Source organism: Larkinella sp. C7 (assembly GCF_006149005.1).
Lineage (GTDB): Bacteria > Bacteroidota > Bacteroidia > Cytophagales > Spirosomataceae > Larkinella.
In genome coordinates, this window is sequence record NZ_VBSL01000001.1 from 1,025,017 (window position 1) to 1,042,335 (window position 17,319).

The following is a 17,319-nucleotide window of genomic DNA, read 5'->3' on the forward strand; positions in this document are numbered from 1 at the left end:
GCGTTTTTCATACTGAACGTTGCATTACATTGATTCAATCCATCTACTTACGATAACGCTGTTTTGCTGGTCTTTCTTCTGTTCATAAGCCACTAAAAGTCCTTTTTTTGTGGCTAAAACTACCGGAAAAGCCGCATTGACATCGGTTGGTGTAAGGTAGGTGATGGGTGAAGCCGTGCCGCCGGACACCTTCCGCATCCCGATTCGGGAGATAAACCGGCTTTCGCCATCCGCATTTTTCACCTCCATCGATTCGTCCCAAACCCAGACCAGGTGCCCGTTGAGCGACGCTAGTTGCGGATGTTTCGTTCGCACGGAGACGATCCCCGAAACCAGTTGCGTTGCTCCCAGCCGGGCCAGCTTGATACCGGGCGCTTTTTCTCCCCCCGAAAACCAGGTCACGAAAAGCTCATTGCCGACCTGCGCCACATCGGGGCCGGTATGCGGGCAGGCGTTGACTTTCCACTGGTCATCATATACCACCTTCGGGCTGCTGAACGACCGACCGCCATCGGTCGAAACCGCGTGGCTGATGTCGCGCGCACCGTTGTCCAGTAAATCCCGGTACGCGATGTGAATCTGGTTTTTCGAATCGACAAACACATTGGTTCGGCAACACTGGCAGGCATTGTCGTCTACCAGCACCTCTTTCCCAAAACCGCCCCCCGGCACCGTTTGGGCGAACTTCACGGTTCGGCCTTCCTTGTTGGCGGTTTTTTCGTCGAGCCAGGCAATTCCGATTTCGCCGTTGGGCAGCCGGTTCAGGTTGCTGAACGAGTGGCCTTTCCCCGGCGTGGTGTCGCGGTGAACGGCTTTGGGTTCGGTCCAGGTCTGCCCACCGTCGGCCGAAGTGACATACAGCACATCACCGGCGCGCGGGGCCTCTGCCGTGGGCCGGGACACTTCGAAGGTCGCCAGCACGGTTCCGTCTTTTTTAAACGCGACTTTCGGCATTCCTTCGGCGTGGATCGAAAAAACCGCCGGCGACTTGATCCGGATTTTCTCACCGAACGTCCGGCCACCGTCTTCCGAGACGGCATAGTAAAAAGCGACTTTCTCGCCTTCTTTTTCCGTCCAGCTCAACACCGGGTGATTCCGGTGGTCGGTGGTCAATCGGGGCGTCGCGCCCACAAACTGGGGATTCGAAAGCCGGATTTCTTTGGCGGGTCGCTCGGCAAATCCAAACAATAGAATTGCGGCAATTAAAAGGCTGTTTTTCATGGTCAATATGGTATGTGGTTTAGATCACTTCGAAAAATTATACTGAATCCCGCCCACCAGCGTCCGGGGCGCTGCGGGCGTATAGGTGGTTCGGTCGGTGGCGTTGTTGCCGCGCGTGGCCGAGGTCGCGTAGAGTTCGTTGGTAGCATTCATCAGGTTGGCAAATACCTCAAATCGCCGGAAAGCATACCCCGCCCGCAGGTTGATGACGCTGACCCCCCGCCCGCCAAATGCGCCCCGGTCGTCGTACGAAACCGTGTTGATCTGGTTCTGGTACCAGGAACTGATGCGCTGCCATTCCGCCGACATCCGCAACCCTTTGGCCCAACGCGGTTTATACGTCAATTCCGTGTTGGCTACCCAGCGCGGAGCCTGCGGCATATCGAAGCCGTTTACGTTTTTTACGGCATCGGAAGCCCTTGTACTCAAGGCAAAATCGACAAACCGGTGGACGGCATTCGTCCCGCCAAACCGGAAAAACCACTCGCCCGACGGACGGTAAGTAAGGCTGTATTCAATACCCCGGTGCAGCGTTTTTCCCGCCGACTGGTAATCGGTGCTGTTGTCGGGCTGGCGAATGTTGAGCAGCTCGTTACGCCCTTCCATCTGGTAAACCGCCACGTCGATGTATATTTTCCGGTTGAGGAGCGATGCCCAGCCACCGACTTCGTAGTTGTTGAAATACGCCGGTTGGAGGTTGTAATAAAACGGCGATTCACCCAGTTGGGCATTGACGCGTTTGGTAAAAATCGATGTCAGACCCGGCGGTGAAAAGCCTTTGCTGTAGTTGGCATACAAACCCTGGTCGCGGCCCAGGTCGTAGGTCAGCCCCACTTTGGGCGTAAACTGGCGATACGCTTTTCGTCCGTTACTCTGATCCAGGTAATTGTCATAATCGAACGCCATCTGATCAAATCGTCCGCCGAGTGAAATCCGCAGCGCCGACCAGGGATTCAGGTCGAGTTGGGCGTAAATGGCCGAGTTGTGAATGTCGGCTGCGTAATCGGCCAGCAGCAAGTCGGGCCTTTCTCTCACCAGTTTATACTGTTCCACCGATTTTTTATCGGGTCGTAGCTGGGCTTCCAGTTCAATCTGGTAGGCGTTGTAGGTTGTTGGCGACGCATCATAGGTCAGCCCGGCCATCATCCGCCCGTTCCAGAACGGCAGCTTCTGGCTGTGCTGGGCAATGAGGCCGTAACTGCTAAAGGCATTGACGTTGATCTGGCCCGTGGCTTTGGTGGCACCACTCGTCCAGCGAATGCCGTAGCTGGGGTTCTGTCCAATCGAATTGTCGCGGTAAAAAGCCGTCAGGTAGCTATCGGAGCCGTTTTTCCACTGGTGATCGAGCGTCAGCCGCGAGCGGATTGCCTTTACTTTACGATACGTAAAATCAGAGGTCGAGGTATATTGCCGGTTGTAAAACGCAATGCTGTCGACGCTGCCGCCGGTTTGCGAATTGTAGTCGTTGTAGGAAAACGTGCCGGTCAGTTTGGTACGACCCGTAAACGCGTATTCGGCGCGGCCATTGAACGACACTTTGTCGTAGTCGGACCGGGATTGCCAGCTATTGCGCTGCCGGGCAAAAAAACCGCCCGCATAGACACCCAGCTTTTTAGTCAACATTCCGCCCCCGCCATACTGCACCCGGCCATAGCCCCACTGATCGCCCTGAATGCCAACCCGAAACGTCGGGACGGCGGTGGGTCGCTGCGTGATAAAATTGATGGCGCCCCCCACCGCTTCCGGTCCGTAGAGCGACGAAGCCGGGCCTTTCACAATTTCTACCGAGCTAACGGTGAAGACGTTCATCTCAATGAGGGCATTGTGGTTGAAAACGCCCATTGGCCGGATCGGAACACCGTCTTCAAGGTAGAGAAAGTAGGCACTGGTGCCAAACGGCTGGCGAATGCCCATGCCGTGTTGCTCGTTGTTGTAATTGAGCATCACCACCCCCGGCGTTTTGTTGATGAGTTCGGCCAGCAAAGTCGGCTTGGTTTCGTCAATCAACGTGGGCGAAAGCCGGGAAATGGCGACGGGCGCTTCGGTCCGTTTCTGCGCTTCGCGGTTGGCCGTCACGACAATCGTTTGCAGGTTTTCGACGGCGGGAGCCAGGGCAATGCGCAGCGGTTTTTCGGAGGGCGTTATTTCCTGCGATTGAAAACCCACCGCCGAAATCAGCAATTTTTGGGTGGTGGAATTCAACAAAAACTGGCCGTTGGCATTCGTCAGCGCGCCGGTTTTGCGGTCTTCCGTCGAGATGGCAACGCCCGCCAGGGGCTCTTTGGTTTGGGCATCGAAAATGGTCCCCTGAATAAGGGATTGGGCGTATAGCCCGAATGGCGCCAGGATCACGAAAACCGTGACCACGAGCCGGTATAAAAAAGTCATACAGCAGATTCGATTTGATGAAATACGAGCAAACCGCTGGGAACGTCCCATTGGTTAAACCGGGAACCTGTCAGGTTTTTGAAACCTGACAGATCTGACAATAAACCATCAAACCTGCGGAGGCTGGAACAACGAATACAGTGGGGAAGGATACGATCCCGGCAGATAAGCCGGCAAAACCGTTGTCTGAGCAATGACAACCGGTTGAAATAAAAACGGCAAATTCGACTGGTAGAATAATTGAAAATCAGGCGTTTTCTGCACCTGTTCCGTGGTCGCTTTATCCTGCTGCTCCTGTTGAGCGGTCAGTTTTTTAGCGAGGTAACATTGCCCGTCGCAATGCAGCTCCGGTTTGGCGCGATTTTCGCACAGGACTTTGGCAATATACGCTTTGTTGGCATGGTAATACGCAATGGTTCCCCACTGACTGAACAGGGGCAGCAGGGTCGCAATCAGCAGGATGTAAGCCAGTGCAGCGCGCATACGATTTTAAAATCCGCACAATAGTACAAAAAAATGTTGAATTCACCCCGAGGTTACCACTTGACTAAATTCGTAATATTTTGTTAATTCGCATAGCCACCCGTAGATTCTATCGTAACTGTTTTAACCGAAATGAGATTATTGTGCAATGCACTGATTTTTAGTGTATTTTATTTGTCATTGTTTTCTGGTTATTCGCAGTTGGCACCTGTTGAGACCAGCGGTGATGTATTGGCGCATGTTTCTGCTTTGACCAGTACGGCCCGGGAAAACCGGCAGCGTATATCCGTGGTGGTGGGCATGGAGCACCAGCTCTTTCCCTCCTATCTGCTGGCGCGGGCGACTCTTTCCGAAAAAAGTAAACATTACCGATTGGGCGATGGCGACGGCAATGTGTCGGTTTCGTTTCATAACCCCGGCCTGAACACCTCCGTGCGGGTGGAAGTGGGCGCAACCCCCTTTAGTGAAGCGGCTGTTTATGAAGGCATTTTGCAGGAACCCGACAAGAACTACGAAATAACGCCCCGCATCCCCTGGAATTTTGAAAAACTGCGCGGCTTGCTGCAACCTACGCCGGTTAATTTCACGGTTACGACCTACATCAACAACGAAAAAGTCGGCCATCGGACGGTGGTGGCCACGATGCGTTCCGTCAACGACTGCCCGTATTACTGGGAAGACGACGAAACCGGTACGGGTGATCTGGATCTGAATTACATGTACGTGGCCTACATCAACGAAGACGACCCCGTTGTGGACGAGGTGTTGAGTCAGGCGTTGCAAAATGATATTGTGGATGGCTTCGACGGCTACCAGACCGGCGACAAAAAGCGGGTCGATGATCAGGTTTTTTCCATCTGGTATGCGCTCCAGAAACGGGGCATTCGTTATAGTTCGATCTCAACCAATTCAAGTACCGGCATTTCGCAAAACCTCTATAGCCAGCGCATTCGGACGATTGACCAGACCTGGAACAACCGGCAGGCCAATTGCGTCGACGGCATGGTGTTGATGGCGTCGGTACTACGCTCCATTCACATCGACCCCGTTCTGGTTTTGCTGGCCGACCACTGCGTGCTGGGCTACTACCGCGACGCCGAACACAAGGATCTGGCCTGTCTGGAAACCTCGATGATTGGCGATGTCGATTTACGAAAAATCATGTCGGTTCGTCGTCGGAAAGCTTCCCGAAAGCTCTTCACCGAAGCCCGTCAACGCGCCCAGCGGCATTACCGCACCTCCAAAGACGCGTTCGACAAAGACCCCCGCTACCGGTTTATCGTCGTCGCCGATGTCCGGAAATCGGGCATCCGGCCGATTGGGCGGTAATCGCCACCGCTTTACTGGAACGAATGGCGAAATGCCAGCGGAGAGACATTCGTCTTGCTCCTGAATAACTTACTGAATGACTGGGGATGCTCGAAACCGAGCCCGTAAGCGATCTCACCAACCGACAAAGTCGTTGTCGACAGCCTTTCTTTGGCCTTTTCAATGAGTTTCCCGTGAATATGCTGCTGGGCGTTTTGCCCGGTCAGCGTTTTCAGCAGACTGCTCAGATACGTAGGCGACAGATGGAGTTGTTCAGCCATAGATCCGACCGTTGGCAAGCCGGTTTTCAGTCGCTCATCGCTGGCAAAATAAGCCGCAAGCACGGTTTCAAACCGGTCAAGCAGTTCGTGGTTGGTGATTTTCCGGGTGATGAACTGTCGCTGGTAAAACCGGTCGGCATAATTGAGCAGTACGTCGAGTTGAGCAACGATGATGTTCTGGCTGAATTTGTCGACGGGAGCCTGGTATTCCTGCTGAATCTGCTGGATGATGCCAACGATCACAGACTCTTCCTTTTCAGACAAAAACAGGGCCTCCCGAATGGAATAGTCGAAATAGTCGTACTGGCGAATCGTTTTGGCCAGGGGTGTATGCCACAAAAAATCAGGGTGGATCATCAACAGCCAGCCACTGTGTTCAAAGGTCTCATCAGCCGTAACCGCCAGCACCTGACCGGGCGCTAGAAAAACCATCACCCCATCGTCGAAATCATACGGCTGTTGCCCGTATTTCATCCGGCCGTTGAAATTCCGTTTGAGCGCAATCGAATAGAAGTTGTTCACAAAGCTTTTCGGTCTGTCAATCTTCTGTGGTCTAATGTCGTCAAACCGGACTACACTAATGAGCGGATGGCCCGGTTTGGGAAGACCGGCGAACTGATGATACGCGGAGATGGTGTCGATGCGGTGAAGCGGTTCGGTTGACATCTTTCGATGGGTTTATGGCCTGATTTTACTATCTACAAAGCCAGACGGCGCCTGTTACAGCTTATACAACACCGTTAACCCGTCTTTGAGTCCAGTCGGTTTTCGACCCAGCAACTTTTCCAGGTCAGAACTGATGCTATCTTCCTGTCCATTGGCGATGTCGGTGATAAACCCGGTGATGCGCCGGGCCACGACTTCAGGCAAACCGCGTCCGATCAGTTGGGCTTCAAAGGTGCCTGGCTCCGCTGGCGTGTAAGTGACGGACTTGCCTGAGAGATCGGTCAGGGCAGCGGCTACATCATAAAACGAATACGACTCACGGCCCGTCAGCCGGTACGTTCGGTTGCCTTCCACGTCACCGACCAGCGCATTCGCGATCGCTTCGCCCATCTCGCTGCGGAGAGCAAAGGCAACCCGGCCCTGACCGGCCGGCACATTGATACCACGCTCGAAAACGGCGTCGCCACCCACAAACTGCGGAATCGCATCCAGATACAGGATGTTCTGAAACAGCGTATAGGGCAGTCCACTGGCTTTAATGTAATCTTCGGTCTGAAAGTGGCCTGCCATCAACCGGTTGACCAGCGTCGCCGAGTTTTTCAGCGCCCGACTCGTGTAGGCAATCCGCTGAACACCAGCTCTTCGGGCCGCATCCACGACATTCTGGTGCTGGCGAACCCGGTTTTCCTCATCCGTACCCGCAATCAACAGAACCGTTTCGATACCCGGCATGGCACGATCCAGGGCGTTGGTGTCGTCATAGGTGCCAACGCGTACCGTCACGCCCTGTTTAAGCCTATGGGCGGCTTTGGTGTCGTCCCGCACGAAAGCGGCAATCTGGCGGGCTGGCACTTTTTGAAGGAGTTGGTCGATGACCGCAGTGCCAAGTTGGCCCGTGGCTCCGGTTACTAAGATCATGGTTATGCTCTATTGGTTAGGACAAAGGTCCGCCATTTCCAATGAGCAAACGTAGCCGAATTTGGGGTTGTTGTAGCCGAATTAATTATTTGTCTTGTGATTAGTTAATTCTAAACCCACTGTTTGATTTCCGTTAGTAGATAATCCATCAACTCTAGAAAAGAACTTCTTGCAAAATTGTAATTGAGCCGACGATAGGTAATGATTTGGGCGTCACTAACCAGTACCTGCTCTTTTACTCTTTCTAGCTGGCTAACAAGTGTCTCTATATCAAGGCTTTTCACTACCTCAACGATCTCTTCTGGCCAAAGTACAAAAGCATTGATGCCACAGCAGCCAGCTATACACGCTATTTCTGTCTTATTCCAGAATTCACTCAAAGGATCTCTAACATTGCTATATTTAAAAGTAATATCACTAGAGAATGGACCCAAACATTCATTTATTTCCAGTATAGAATCGGTGTCATAGTTAAAATCAAGCAGGATTATTTCTTTTTCCGGTCCTATTGAAATAGTATCTAAAGTGGCCATTTTAGTGGTATTCCCTAGTATTATTTTGTTGTATAGTTACTTATATATTATCTCAGCAACACCTAAACGGTGTAGCTTTGGTGTTGCTGAGAAAGAGATCAGGTTTTTACTTAATCTGAAAGGAAATCCCGACGGTAATACTATGCCGGTCGGTCGGTTTGCGAAAGTGATTGACCGATTGTTGAATATACTTTTCGGCGAGTGCATGAATGACCCACCGGTCGCTTAGCCGGTATTGAACGCCCAATCCTACATTTACCATTCCATACCCGTATCTAGACCGATACGGCTCCAATCTCATGCTGTTGGGAGTTTCCTGGACGAAGCGAAGCGATTTATAATTAGCTTGTCCATAAAAATAACCGGCTTGACCGTAAATGGATAATCGTTTCGTGTGCAGAAAGTGATATTGAGTCGTTAAGCCTGCACCCAGATACTGGTCTCCATTGGGGCCGTTGTAATTATAACGGCCTTCAATCCGCAGAGCCCAATTATTTTTCAGGAAGTATTGAGCGTACGGTGTAACTCGTAAATAGCCCCCGATTGTATCTCCAACACTGGCTCCTACTCCTATTCCGACCTGCATTTGTCCCTGCTCTAACCAAGTCGATTTTGTTGCCGATTGAGCCCAGCCAGTGATTGGAAGTAGAAGGGCGATCCATAGACTATATTTTTTCATAAATGATAGAAAGGATGATTTCTCAGCAAGGTATAAAGGTCTCTGAATGAGTGGTTAGCCCTTAACAACTTTTAACAGCACTCCTTCGAATTGGTTGTATAAGTAACCATAGTCTTCCTTTTGCCAGCAAATAAACGCACACCTCTACCCAAAAAAACCGGTGGTACATACACGTGATGGTTTACGGTGGCTAACGCACAAAAAGCACGCGCCAGCCACCGTAAACCGTATACCGAAAACCATAAACCGTTCTTACTGCACCGCAAATTCCTTGTCATCCAGCCCGGTGTTCACCACCAGCGACTGGGTTTCCATCTTCATCACCATCGGCCCGAAGTTCTGGGTCAGGGTGTGCGGGAACTTCACGCCGTTTACTTCTTTATAATTGCTCAGACCGGTGTTGATGGCCATTTCACCCTGCGGAGTCTGCTCAATGGCCGTGTGCTGCACTTTCAGGCCGGTTTCGGTATCATAAAACTCCGAAATGGTCTTTTTACCCAGCGTCACGTCAATTTTGAAGGCATCTTTTCCATTCACTTTTTCCGTGCCGACGAGCGTCGTTTTGGCTCCCAGTGTCGGATACAGCAATTCAGCGAAAGCGGCATTCTTCAGAATTTCCATCTTGGCTTCTTCGTCCGTCACGTTTTTCGACTGACCAGCGCCTTCCATTTTCACTTTCGTGCCGTCGGAAGTCACTTTCTGCACCACCTGACCCTGCGCCGTTACGGCCAGCGAGAACTTGTTCAGCCCTTTCTGCTTGCTTTCAATGTCTATTTTCGTGCCCTGAATCTCAGTCGTCAGCTTTTGGGTGACATCCTTGATTTTCGCAATGGCGTCTTTCCCGCCGATCGCGGTCACGTATTTTTCGATCACCTGATCCGCCGTCACACCCACCGGCGTGGTCGTCAGTTTGCCGGGAGCGGGCGCTTCCACTTTCGTGCCGTTGACATCGTAGTAAACAATGTCGCCAAACCGTTTCAGTTTATCGGCCACTTCGGCAGCTTTACCCACCACCACAATATAAGCGTGTTCCGGATCGATCAGCTTGGCGGCTGAGGCTTCAACCTGATCTTCCGTGACCGCATCGACGTTTTTCAGGTAATTGGCGAAAAAGTCTTCCGGCAAATTGTAGCGGGCGGTATTGATCGCAAAATTGGCAATCGTCTCAGGGTCTTCCAGCGTAAAAATGAAATTGCCGGCAAACGTGTTTTTCGTACTTTTCAGTTCTTCAGCCGTCGGTTTCGAACTCCGGATTGCTTTCAGTTCCGTCATAAATTCCGCTACGGCGCTGTCTGTCACCGCATTCCGCACATTGGCGTTGGCCCGGAAGCGGCCCACCAGCCGGTCGCTCGTCAGCGACGAATACGCGCCGTAGGTATACCCGTGTTTTTCACGCAGGTTGTTATACAAACGGGCGTTGCCACCGCCACCGCCCAGAATGTCGTTGGTCAGGCTGGCCTGAATCGACTCGGGCGTATACGGTTTCAACAGAACCGGATGCGTGATGTAGACCACCGACTGCACCGAACTCGGCCGGTCGATGAGCGCAATGGTCGTTTTGGCGGGCGGTTTTGGCGTTTCATAGCTCGGTTTCGGAACCTCGCCCGGCTGCCATTTGCCAAAGTATTTCTCCACCATCGGACGCGCTTCTTCCGGCGTAATGTCACCCACCACGGCAAGATAACCGATGTTAGGCCGGTAATAGGTTTCGTAGAATTTGCGGCAATCTTCAAGTGTAATCCGGTCAACGGTTTCTTCCGAATCCGGCTCACCGTACGGGTGATCTTTGCCGTACACCAGCATGCTGCTCACCCGCGTGGCAATGGCCGCCGGGTTGTCTTTCTGCGACGCCAGCCCCGATTTGGTCTGTTTTTTCAGTTTGTCCAGTTCTTCCTGCGTAAACTTCGGATTCAGCACCACATCCGACATCACTTCCAGCATTTTGGGCGTGTGCTTTTTCAGCGACATCGCGTAAACGCCAGTTGGTGAGGTGTTCAGACTGCCACCGATGAAGTCAACGGCTTCGTCGATCTGGTCTTTGGTGCGGGTTTTGGTCCCGGTTTTAATCAACTGGCTCGCAATGCTGACGTACCCCGCCTTGTCGCCTTCGCGGATGGGCAGGTAGTCGAACAGCAGACTGAAACCGACGCGCGGCAGTTTATTGTTTTGTACCACGAACACTTTCAGGCCGTTGGCGAGCGTAAACGACACGGGTTTACCCACTTTAATGACCGGTGCCGGGGCGTCGGCGGGCAGTTTTGACCGGTCAAGCGTTTGCGCCTGAACCGACAGACCGAGAGCCATCAAGCCCGCAGCCAGAATATAGTTTGCTTTCATCATTCGATATTCAAAATTCGATATTCAGTGTTCGATGTTCGTTATTTGCTTATTCCCCCTTGCCCTCTTTTTTCGGCTCCATCGCCTTGGGCAGATAATACAACACCACGCGGTTTTCTTTCGTGAGGTATTTGTTGGCCACCCGGCGCAGGTCTTCTTTCGTCACTTTGTTATACCGCTCCAGTTCCGTGTTGATCAGGTTGGCATCACCCAGATACATTTTGTAGTTGGCCAGGCTTTCGGCAATACCGGCTACACCCGCGTTCTGATTCACGAAATTGGTTTCAATCTGGTTTTTCACCTTCTGAAATTCGGCATCGGTAACCAGGGTTTTCTTCAATTTCTCAATCTCGGCGTTCATACCCGCTTCCAGATCTTCGGCTTTGACGCCCATGTTGGCAATGCCGATGGAGATAAACAAACCGGGATCTTCAGTGGAGAGGGGAAATACACCAGTTTGAACCGCTTTCTGCTGTTTATCAACGAGTTCCTTGTTCATCCGGGAGCTTTCACCGGCGGCAAGCAGGGTCTGCAACACGTCCAGTGCGTAATAATCCGGATCACCCTGGGCGGGCATGTGGTAGGCCTGGAAGACACCGGGCAGCGAGACGTTGTCGTAAACGATGTCGCGCACCTCGGCTTTTTGAACCGGCTCTTTTACGGTTGGGCGATATGGCGTTTTTGTGCCTTTCGGAATTTCAGCAAAATATTTCTCAATCAGTTTTTTCGTATCCTCGGGATTGATGTCACCGGCGATGGATAGAATGGCATTGCCGGGGATGTAAAACTCCTTGTAGAAATCCCGGAATTCATCAATTTTGGCCGCATTCAGGTCTTCCATCGAGCCGATGGGCGCCCATTTATACGGGTGAACTTTGAACGCATGGCTCAAAACCTGCGGAAAAAACGTGCCATACGGCTGGTTTTCATACCGCTGCCGCCGTTCTTCTTTCACCACTTCGCGCTGGGTTTCAACCCCTTTCTCGTCGACTTTAGCGTGCAAAAGCCGCTCCGATTCCATGTATAGACCCAGTTCGAGTTTGTTGGAAGGCAGGATTTCGTAGTAAAATGTCCGGTCGGTAGAGGTGTTGGCGTTCAACTGTCCTCCGGCCCCTTTTACGATCTTCATATATTCCCCGCGCTTGATGTTATCGGAACCTTCAAACATCAGGTGTTCGAAAAAGTGCGCAAACCCTGAACGCCCCGGTTGCTCGTTCTTCGAGCCGACGTGGTACATCATCGTCACGGCCACCAAGGGCGTTGTATTGTCCTGGTGCAGAATCACATGCAAACCGTTCGGCAAATCGTATTCAGTAAATTTGATGCGTGCCGCCGACTCGGTCGATGGGCTTTTCGGAGCGGTCGAAACCGTGGTAGCCGGTTTGGGAGCAGGCCGGTTTGGGGTCGATTTCTTAGGCGTTTGCGCCACTGCCGACCAGAGCAGGCACTGGCTTAACGCAACGTAAAGCACGGTTTTTTTCATAGAGTAAGAACACTAAAATGTAGGTTATGACAACGCCGGCAACCCGGTCTTTCTCAAATATACAATGTTTTTTTCGGAGGGAAACAGATCGGAAATAACCGGGGTGTAAAGTTTGTCAAAAGGCTGAAAAGGAATGGTGAGCGGTTTTATTTTGTTACCTAAACGACTTACCTTACCCATTAACAGACAACGGATGGGGCGTCAGGGAAGACCTTCCGTTTCCTTTTTAAATTCGCTTTATGATTATCGTTCGCGTACCGTTTTTGTGGGTCAGTGGCATGGCGCTATTTCCGTTCGTATTGGTACGGACGAAACGCCCGGATGCGGTCTTGCTCCACCACGAACGCATACACCTCCGCCAGCAACTGGAACTGGGTATCCTCCCCTTCTATGTCTGGTATTTGCTGGAATACCTGATCCGGCGCTGGCAATACAACCATCATTACGATGCGTACCGTAACATCAGCTTTGAGCGCGAAGCCTTTGACAATGAGCACAATCTGATGTACTGGAAAACACGGAAGTGGTACGGTTTTCTGGCGTATCGTACCGACAAACCGCCGGGCGGTGCCGTTTAGTCCACAGGGGTGTCATCCCGGTAACTGATGACGCCCACCATCATCACCAACGCCGTCAGCAACACCACGGCCATCAGAATACCATCGCGGAAACCCACCAGTTTGAGATTATCCGGAATGCTGAGGTACAGCAGCACCGTAATCAGCCCGCGGGGGGCAATAAAAACCACGGGATTGATGCTGCCCGGCAACGATAACCGCAACACACCCGACCGAACGGAGTAGAGAATCAAGAGGAGTAAAAAGCTAACGATCAGGGCATCAGGTTCGATCAGGGTGTAGAAATCGGAGGCATAGCCAAACAGCAGAAAGAAAAATGTCCGAACAATAAAAGCTCCCTCGGCCGTCAGGTTTTTAAACTGATCCAGCTCTTTTTCAAACAGCTCATTTTTAAAGATTCGGTCGAGCCGTCCCCGGATGAACAGTTCGGTGTTGTTGAGGAATAACCCGAAAACCAGAATCAGCAAAAGCGGGGAAAGCTGGTAAATCCGGCTAACGGCATAGACAAGAAAAAGAACCGAAATGATCGGCAGGAATTTGATCCGATGGCTGATTTTACTGATCAGATACAGCAGGAAAAAGCAACAGATCAGGGAGATGATCACCATGATGATGGTGTCTTTGGCAAACGATACTATCGACAGAATGCCGCCGGAAGCGTTGTATACCAGAAAATTAAAAATCATAACGCCCAGAATATCGGACAGCGACGATTCGTAAACGACAAACTCGCGGCTCGTTGGGTTCAGGTTGTTGCTGCCCGGAACGGCCACCGCACTACTGATGACGGCAAACGGCGTGGCGGCCACTAGACACTTGAAAAACGACGCTTCCATCAGCACGTAAAACAACGAGGCCATGAGCAGTGACGTGACCAGGATGGACGACAGCGACGCCCAGAAAGCCCGGCGGATCATTCCCAGTTTCTCTCCCGTCAACTCCAGTTCCAGCGCGCCTTCCAATACGATCAAAATCAGCCCCAGCGTCCCCAAAGTCGGCAAAATGGTGTCGACATACGGCAGTTGAAACGCAAAATAATTCGTCACCTGCCGCATCAACATGCCCGACGCCAGCAGCAAAATCACCGACGGCGTTTTGTAACGGCTGCTGAGCAGGTCGAACACGTACGAAAGGAGAACCGATAAACTGAAAATGATAATCAGGTACGAAGTATCCATGCCGTCGAGTTTCAGTGCAAAGCTTGCAATATACGGTTTTCAGCCTTTCACCGGATAGCCTGCGGAATTACCAGACAACTTATAGCAAATCCGTCGCAATTTTAGCCGACAGCAAACAGAGCGGAATGCCGCCCCCCGGATGCACACTGCCGCCAACAAAATACAGATTCCGGAACTGGTGCGAGAAGTTGGCGTGGCGCAGGAAAGCCGCAAACCGGTTGTTGGAACTGTTTCCGTATAACGCACCCTGCGAACTTGAGGTGCGGTTTTCGATCTGAATGGGATCTAAAAGGGCTTCGCAGGCAATCAGGGGCGCAACATCGACGCCGAGGTTCTGACTCAGCTTCCGAATGACGTTCTGGCGGGTTTTGGCAATCAGAGCGTCCCAATCCTGCCCTGTATTGTTCGGCGCATTGATCAGAATAAACCAGTTTTCGAAACCCGGTGGCGCATCGTCCGGTTTGTGTTTGGAGGTGATGTTGAGGTAAACCGTGGGATCATCCGACAGCGTTTTCTGATTGAAAATGTGGTCGAATTCGGCGCGGTAATCAGAACTGAAAAAGATGTTGTGCAGGCCCAGTTCCGGAAACTCCCGCTTGATTCCCCAGTAAAAAATCAATCCGGAACTGGACTTCGGCTGACGTAAAATCCGCTCCGGCTGCCGGGCGTTCGGCAACAGTCGCCGGAACGTGCTAACGACATCCATGTTGGAAATCACAACGTCGTAAGGTTTCGGTTCGCTCCGTGCATTGTCTCCATTCCCGGTTCTGACGCCCGTTATGCGCGCGCCGTCCGTCACCAATTCCGTCACCCGCGTGTTGAAATGAAACCCTACGCCCAGTTCTTCCGCCAGCCGGACCAGGCTGTTGGTGATGCCGATCATGCCTTCTTTCGGAAAAAATGCCCCGATGTTGTATTCCAGGTGCGGAATGATGTTCATCGTGGCAGGCGTCTGGTACGGATCGGAGCCGTTGTAGGTCGCGTAGCGGTTGAAAAGCTGCACCAGTTTCGGATTCTGAAACCGCTGTTCGTTGGCCCGGTTCATGGTTTTGAACACCTCCAGCTTCGGCAAATTCAAATAGCCATACAGCGCGTCGCGGTTAAACCAGGTCGATAGCTTATGGAGCGAGCGGTGCAAAAACAGTTTTTCGGTGATGTGGTACTTGGCGGCACTGTCGGCCAGATGCGCCAGCAGGTGATCGGCGGGTTCGCCCAGTTGGGTCGCCACTTCGCGGGCAAAACCGTCGCGATCAGCCCAGGCGGTCAGGTGCGTGTGGTCATCCCAGAAATACCGGCAGGTCTCATCCAGCCGACTGTACTTAAAATAATCGTCAGGGTTTCTGCCCGCCAGCCGGAACAGTTCTTCGACCAACTGCGGCATGGTGAAGAGCGACGGTCCGGCATCGAACCGAAAACCGTCGAGCGAAAAACCGGACAATTTCCCGCCGGGATACGCATTGGCTTCGAACACATCGACGCGGTAGCCTTTGACCGCCAGCCGAATAGCAGCGGCAATACCGGCAATGCCGGCTCCAACGATGGCAGCGGTTTTAGACAAGACGATGGGGTTTTAAGCGTTTCGAACCGGGGAGTCTCCCCTGCTTCAGCGTCCTATAACCGTTTGTAGTAGTTTAAGGTTACCGACGCCTGGCTTCCTTTTTCGGGCAGGGTGTAGTAGCCATTGCTGTTTTTGTCGAAACAGATGGTTTCGCTCTGTATGCCGAGCGGATCGGTCGCCAGGGTTTTAAAGCTGTTTTTTTGCATCGCATCCGCCAGCGACTGGCCACTTTTCCGACGCCAGTGATACGCGCCCAGGTAGGAGATCAACGCAATTTCGTTGCCGTCCGCCGAAACGCTGCCGCCCGTAATCAGCGTCAGGGGCAGTTCGCCGTAGTAGTCCGCCTTCATCTCAACGCTCGTGCTTTGGGGATACGGCAGGCGGTAGATGCGTACTTTTTCTTCGGCTTTGCTCACAATCCAAAGATCGCGGGTTTGGGGGTCGAGCAGGATGGCTTCGGCATCGCGGGCACCGTCGGCATACCGAAAACTAATGCGTTCGACGCCGTTGACGGATTCGTTGGTGCTTTTCGGTTCCGGAAACCGGTAGATGTAATTGAGGTCGTTTTGCTTGAGATTATCGCCGATGTCGGCCACATAAAGGTACGAAACGCCATCCTGCGGCCCCGGCCCAATGGCCAGGTCTTCCCAGTCCCGGTTGGAGGCTCCCGGTATCGGGAACCGCTTTTCCAGCTTGCCATCGGTGGTCAACAAATTGATTTCGGCGGGATTACCGCTGTCTTCCTGCACCCACAACCGACCATCCATCGAACGGCTGGCAACCATCCCGGATGCTTCATCGACCTGCCCCGGCTGAACGGCAAATTTCTCCGGACTGGTCGAAAACCGGTCGGAACTGGACGAGTTGGGCGAAATAATCCCGCAGGAGCAAAGGGTCAAAAGCAGGCTGACGGCCAGATAACGAAGATACATGCGTTTTTTACAAGGTTGTATGCCACAAATAACGCGAAATCGGATGCATATAGTTGTAGAACCGTGAGAATTTTGAGTAAGCGTATCGGCGGACTCAAGTCTTTCGGTAGGCTAGTGAGTGGTTTTGTAGCTAAAATTTTCGCGGTAGAGTTGAATGAAACTCATCGAATAAATGATAGCAATGAAGCTGAGAATGGCAGCAATACCCGCATGTATTTGTAAAGGGCCTTGCGCTCCAAAAATCACACCCGTGGAACGCATGTTCAGAAAGAAGCCAGCACTGTTTAATAAAATCCCCGCCCGATAACCTAAAGAGTCCCAAATAATCTTTTTAGAAGTACCGGCCATTTTTTTATTTTCATAATAGCAATACTGAATAACAGCCATTTGGATAAACGCTGAGAGCAGGAGTATCAGGATAAGTACATCATCGGCTAAAATAGGTATAACGATATATACCAGAACCCCAATCAACAAGGTCGTCAAAACCGTCGGCCAGCGGAAATAACTCTTCAGAATTTCCAGATGTCGACTTGAAATCTGTTTGCGGATATTCTTTTCATAATCCCGCTGAATGGCATTCAAACCGGGTCCGGCCCCCAACTCCGCCCAGGCATTCGCGCTGGCATACTCGAAGACTTGTCCAGCCTCCATCTTCTGCTCCGTCAGCGTCGCATAGTGATCCAGAAGTTCATTTTCAACTTCTTCGTACTCGACGTGCGCCAGCGCGCGGAGGTCCTGGCGAAGAAGGGTGAGGTGGTGTGAAGTAAGCATAG

General features: G+C 52.0%; 15 protein-coding genes. 2 read left to right on the forward strand and 13 right to left on the reverse strand.

Annotation, left to right across the window (positions count from 1 at the left end):
• Nucleotides 1-24 precede the first annotated feature (24 nt).
• The 3 genes from FH871_RS04100 to FH871_RS04110 all read right to left on the reverse strand — a co-directional run bounded on the left by FH871_RS04100 (nucleotide 25) and on the right by FH871_RS04110 (nucleotide 4,092).
• Nucleotides 25-1,221, reverse strand: coding sequence for a sialidase family protein (locus tag FH871_RS04100; protein WP_138990028.1), 1,197 nt, complete (start codon nucleotides 1,219-1,221; stop codon nucleotides 25-27).
• 24 nt (nucleotides 1,222-1,245) lie between these two features.
• Nucleotides 1,246-3,609 carry a TonB-dependent receptor gene (locus FH871_RS04105; protein ID WP_138990029.1) on the reverse strand — a complete coding sequence of 788 codons (2,364 nt, stop codon included), beginning with the start codon at nucleotides 3,607-3,609 and terminating at the stop codon, nucleotides 1,246-1,248.
• A gap of 108 nt (nucleotides 3,610-3,717) precedes the next feature.
• On the reverse strand, nucleotides 3,718-4,092 hold the full coding sequence (locus tag FH871_RS04110; RefSeq protein ID WP_138990030.1) for a hypothetical protein: 375 nt from the start codon (nucleotides 4,090-4,092) through the stop codon (nucleotides 3,718-3,720).
• 132 nt (nucleotides 4,093-4,224) lie between these two features.
• On the opposite strand from FH871_RS04110, the gene FH871_RS04115 reads away from it, so the two are divergent.
• A complete protein-coding gene (locus FH871_RS04115; protein ID WP_138990031.1) occupies nucleotides 4,225-5,421 on the forward strand; it encodes a hypothetical protein in 1,197 nt (398 codons plus the stop codon).
• 11 nt (nucleotides 5,422-5,432) lie between these two features.
• Here FH871_RS04115 and FH871_RS04120 read toward each other — a convergent pair whose 3' ends face one another.
• From FH871_RS04120 to FH871_RS04145, 6 genes are all read right to left on the reverse strand, one after another.
• Nucleotides 5,433-6,347 (reverse strand): AraC family transcriptional regulator, encoded by a 915-nt coding sequence (locus FH871_RS04120; RefSeq protein ID WP_138990032.1) that lies wholly within the window; start codon nucleotides 6,345-6,347, stop codon nucleotides 5,433-5,435.
• Between the two features lie 54 nt (nucleotides 6,348-6,401).
• On the reverse strand, nucleotides 6,402-7,265 hold the full coding sequence (locus tag FH871_RS04125) for an SDR family oxidoreductase (RefSeq protein WP_138990033.1): 864 nt from the start codon (nucleotides 7,263-7,265) through the stop codon (nucleotides 6,402-6,404).
• A 110-nt stretch (nucleotides 7,266-7,375) separates the two neighbouring features.
• Nucleotides 7,376-7,798 carry a DUF6331 family protein gene (locus tag FH871_RS04130; protein WP_138990034.1) on the reverse strand — a complete coding sequence of 141 codons (423 nt, stop codon included), beginning with the start codon at nucleotides 7,796-7,798 and terminating at the stop codon, nucleotides 7,376-7,378.
• A 106-nt stretch (nucleotides 7,799-7,904) separates the two neighbouring features.
• Nucleotides 7,905-8,477: an outer membrane protein gene (locus FH871_RS04135; protein ID WP_138990035.1), complete on the reverse strand. Its 573-nt coding sequence runs from the start codon at nucleotides 8,475-8,477 to the stop codon at nucleotides 7,905-7,907.
• 252 nt (nucleotides 8,478-8,729) lie between these two features.
• Nucleotides 8,730-10,817, reverse strand: a complete 2,088-nt coding sequence (locus FH871_RS04140) for a pitrilysin family protein (protein WP_138990036.1) — start codon at nucleotides 10,815-10,817, stop codon at nucleotides 8,730-8,732.
• A 46-nt stretch (nucleotides 10,818-10,863) separates the two neighbouring features.
• A complete protein-coding gene (locus FH871_RS04145; RefSeq protein WP_138990037.1) occupies nucleotides 10,864-12,297 on the reverse strand; it encodes a pitrilysin family protein in 1,434 nt (477 codons plus the stop codon).
• Nucleotides 12,298-12,536: 239 nt separating this feature from the next.
• On the opposite strand from FH871_RS04145, the gene FH871_RS04150 reads away from it, so the two are divergent.
• On the forward strand, nucleotides 12,537-12,875 hold the full coding sequence (locus FH871_RS04150; protein WP_138990038.1) for a hypothetical protein: 339 nt from the start codon (nucleotides 12,537-12,539) through the stop codon (nucleotides 12,873-12,875).
• Here the strand turns inward: FH871_RS04150 and FH871_RS04155 are convergent.
• From FH871_RS04155 to FH871_RS04170, 4 genes are all read right to left on the reverse strand, one after another.
• On the reverse strand, nucleotides 12,872-14,053 hold the full coding sequence (locus FH871_RS04155; protein ID WP_138990039.1) for a sodium:proton exchanger: 1,182 nt from the start codon (nucleotides 14,051-14,053) through the stop codon (nucleotides 12,872-12,874). The genes FH871_RS04150 and FH871_RS04155 overlap by 4 nt on opposite strands.
• Before the next feature lie 79 nt (nucleotides 14,054-14,132).
• Nucleotides 14,133-15,611 carry a 1-hydroxycarotenoid 3,4-desaturase CrtD gene (gene crtD / locus FH871_RS04160; RefSeq protein ID WP_138990040.1) on the reverse strand — a complete coding sequence of 493 codons (1,479 nt, stop codon included), beginning with the start codon at nucleotides 15,609-15,611 and terminating at the stop codon, nucleotides 14,133-14,135.
• 53 nt (nucleotides 15,612-15,664) lie between these two features.
• Nucleotides 15,665-16,543, reverse strand: a complete 879-nt coding sequence (locus tag FH871_RS04165) for a PE-PGRS family protein (RefSeq protein ID WP_229317016.1) — start codon at nucleotides 16,541-16,543, stop codon at nucleotides 15,665-15,667.
• Nucleotides 16,544-16,654: 111 nt separating this feature from the next.
• Complete coding sequence (locus tag FH871_RS04170) at nucleotides 16,655-17,317, reverse strand: hypothetical protein (protein WP_138990042.1); 663 nt, start codon at nucleotides 17,315-17,317, stop codon at nucleotides 16,655-16,657.
• Between the last annotated feature and the right edge of the window lie 2 nt (nucleotides 17,318-17,319).

Coding starts and splice junctions, on each gene's coding strand:
- FH871_RS04165 (WP_229317016.1), bottom strand. CDS start 16,543: ATGTATCTTCGTTATCTGGCCGTCAGCCTGCTTTTGACCCTTTGCTCC.
- FH871_RS04150 (WP_138990038.1), top strand. CDS start 12,537: ATGATTATCGTTCGCGTACCGTTTTTGTGGGTCAGTGGCATGGCGCTA.
- FH871_RS04115 (WP_138990031.1), top strand. CDS start 4,225: ATGAGATTATTGTGCAATGCACTGATTTTTAGTGTATTTTATTTGTCA.
- FH871_RS04135 (WP_138990035.1), bottom strand. CDS start 8,477: ATGAAAAAATATAGTCTATGGATCGCCCTTCTACTTCCAATCACTGGC.
- FH871_RS04105 (WP_138990029.1), bottom strand. CDS start 3,609: ATGACTTTTTTATACCGGCTCGTGGTCACGGTTTTCGTGATCCTGGCG.
- FH871_RS04110 (WP_138990030.1), bottom strand. CDS start 4,092: ATGCGCGCTGCACTGGCTTACATCCTGCTGATTGCGACCCTGCTGCCC.
- FH871_RS04130 (WP_138990034.1), bottom strand. CDS start 7,798: ATGGCCACTTTAGATACTATTTCAATAGGACCGGAAAAAGAAATAATC.
- FH871_RS04100 (WP_138990028.1), bottom strand. CDS start 1,221: ATGAAAAACAGCCTTTTAATTGCCGCAATTCTATTGTTTGGATTTGCC.
- FH871_RS04170 (WP_138990042.1), bottom strand. CDS start 17,317: ATGCTTACTTCACACCACCTCACCCTTCTTCGCCAGGACCTCCGCGCG.
- FH871_RS04145 (WP_138990037.1), bottom strand. CDS start 12,297: ATGAAAAAAACCGTGCTTTACGTTGCGTTAAGCCAGTGCCTGCTCTGG.
- FH871_RS04125 (WP_138990033.1), bottom strand. CDS start 7,265: ATGATCTTAGTAACCGGAGCCACGGGCCAACTTGGCACTGCGGTCATC.
- FH871_RS04120 (WP_138990032.1), bottom strand. CDS start 6,347: ATGTCAACCGAACCGCTTCACCGCATCGACACCATCTCCGCGTATCAT.
- FH871_RS04155 (WP_138990039.1), bottom strand. CDS start 14,053: ATGGATACTTCGTACCTGATTATCATTTTCAGTTTATCGGTTCTCCTT.
- FH871_RS04140 (WP_138990036.1), bottom strand. CDS start 10,817: ATGATGAAAGCAAACTATATTCTGGCTGCGGGCTTGATGGCTCTCGGT.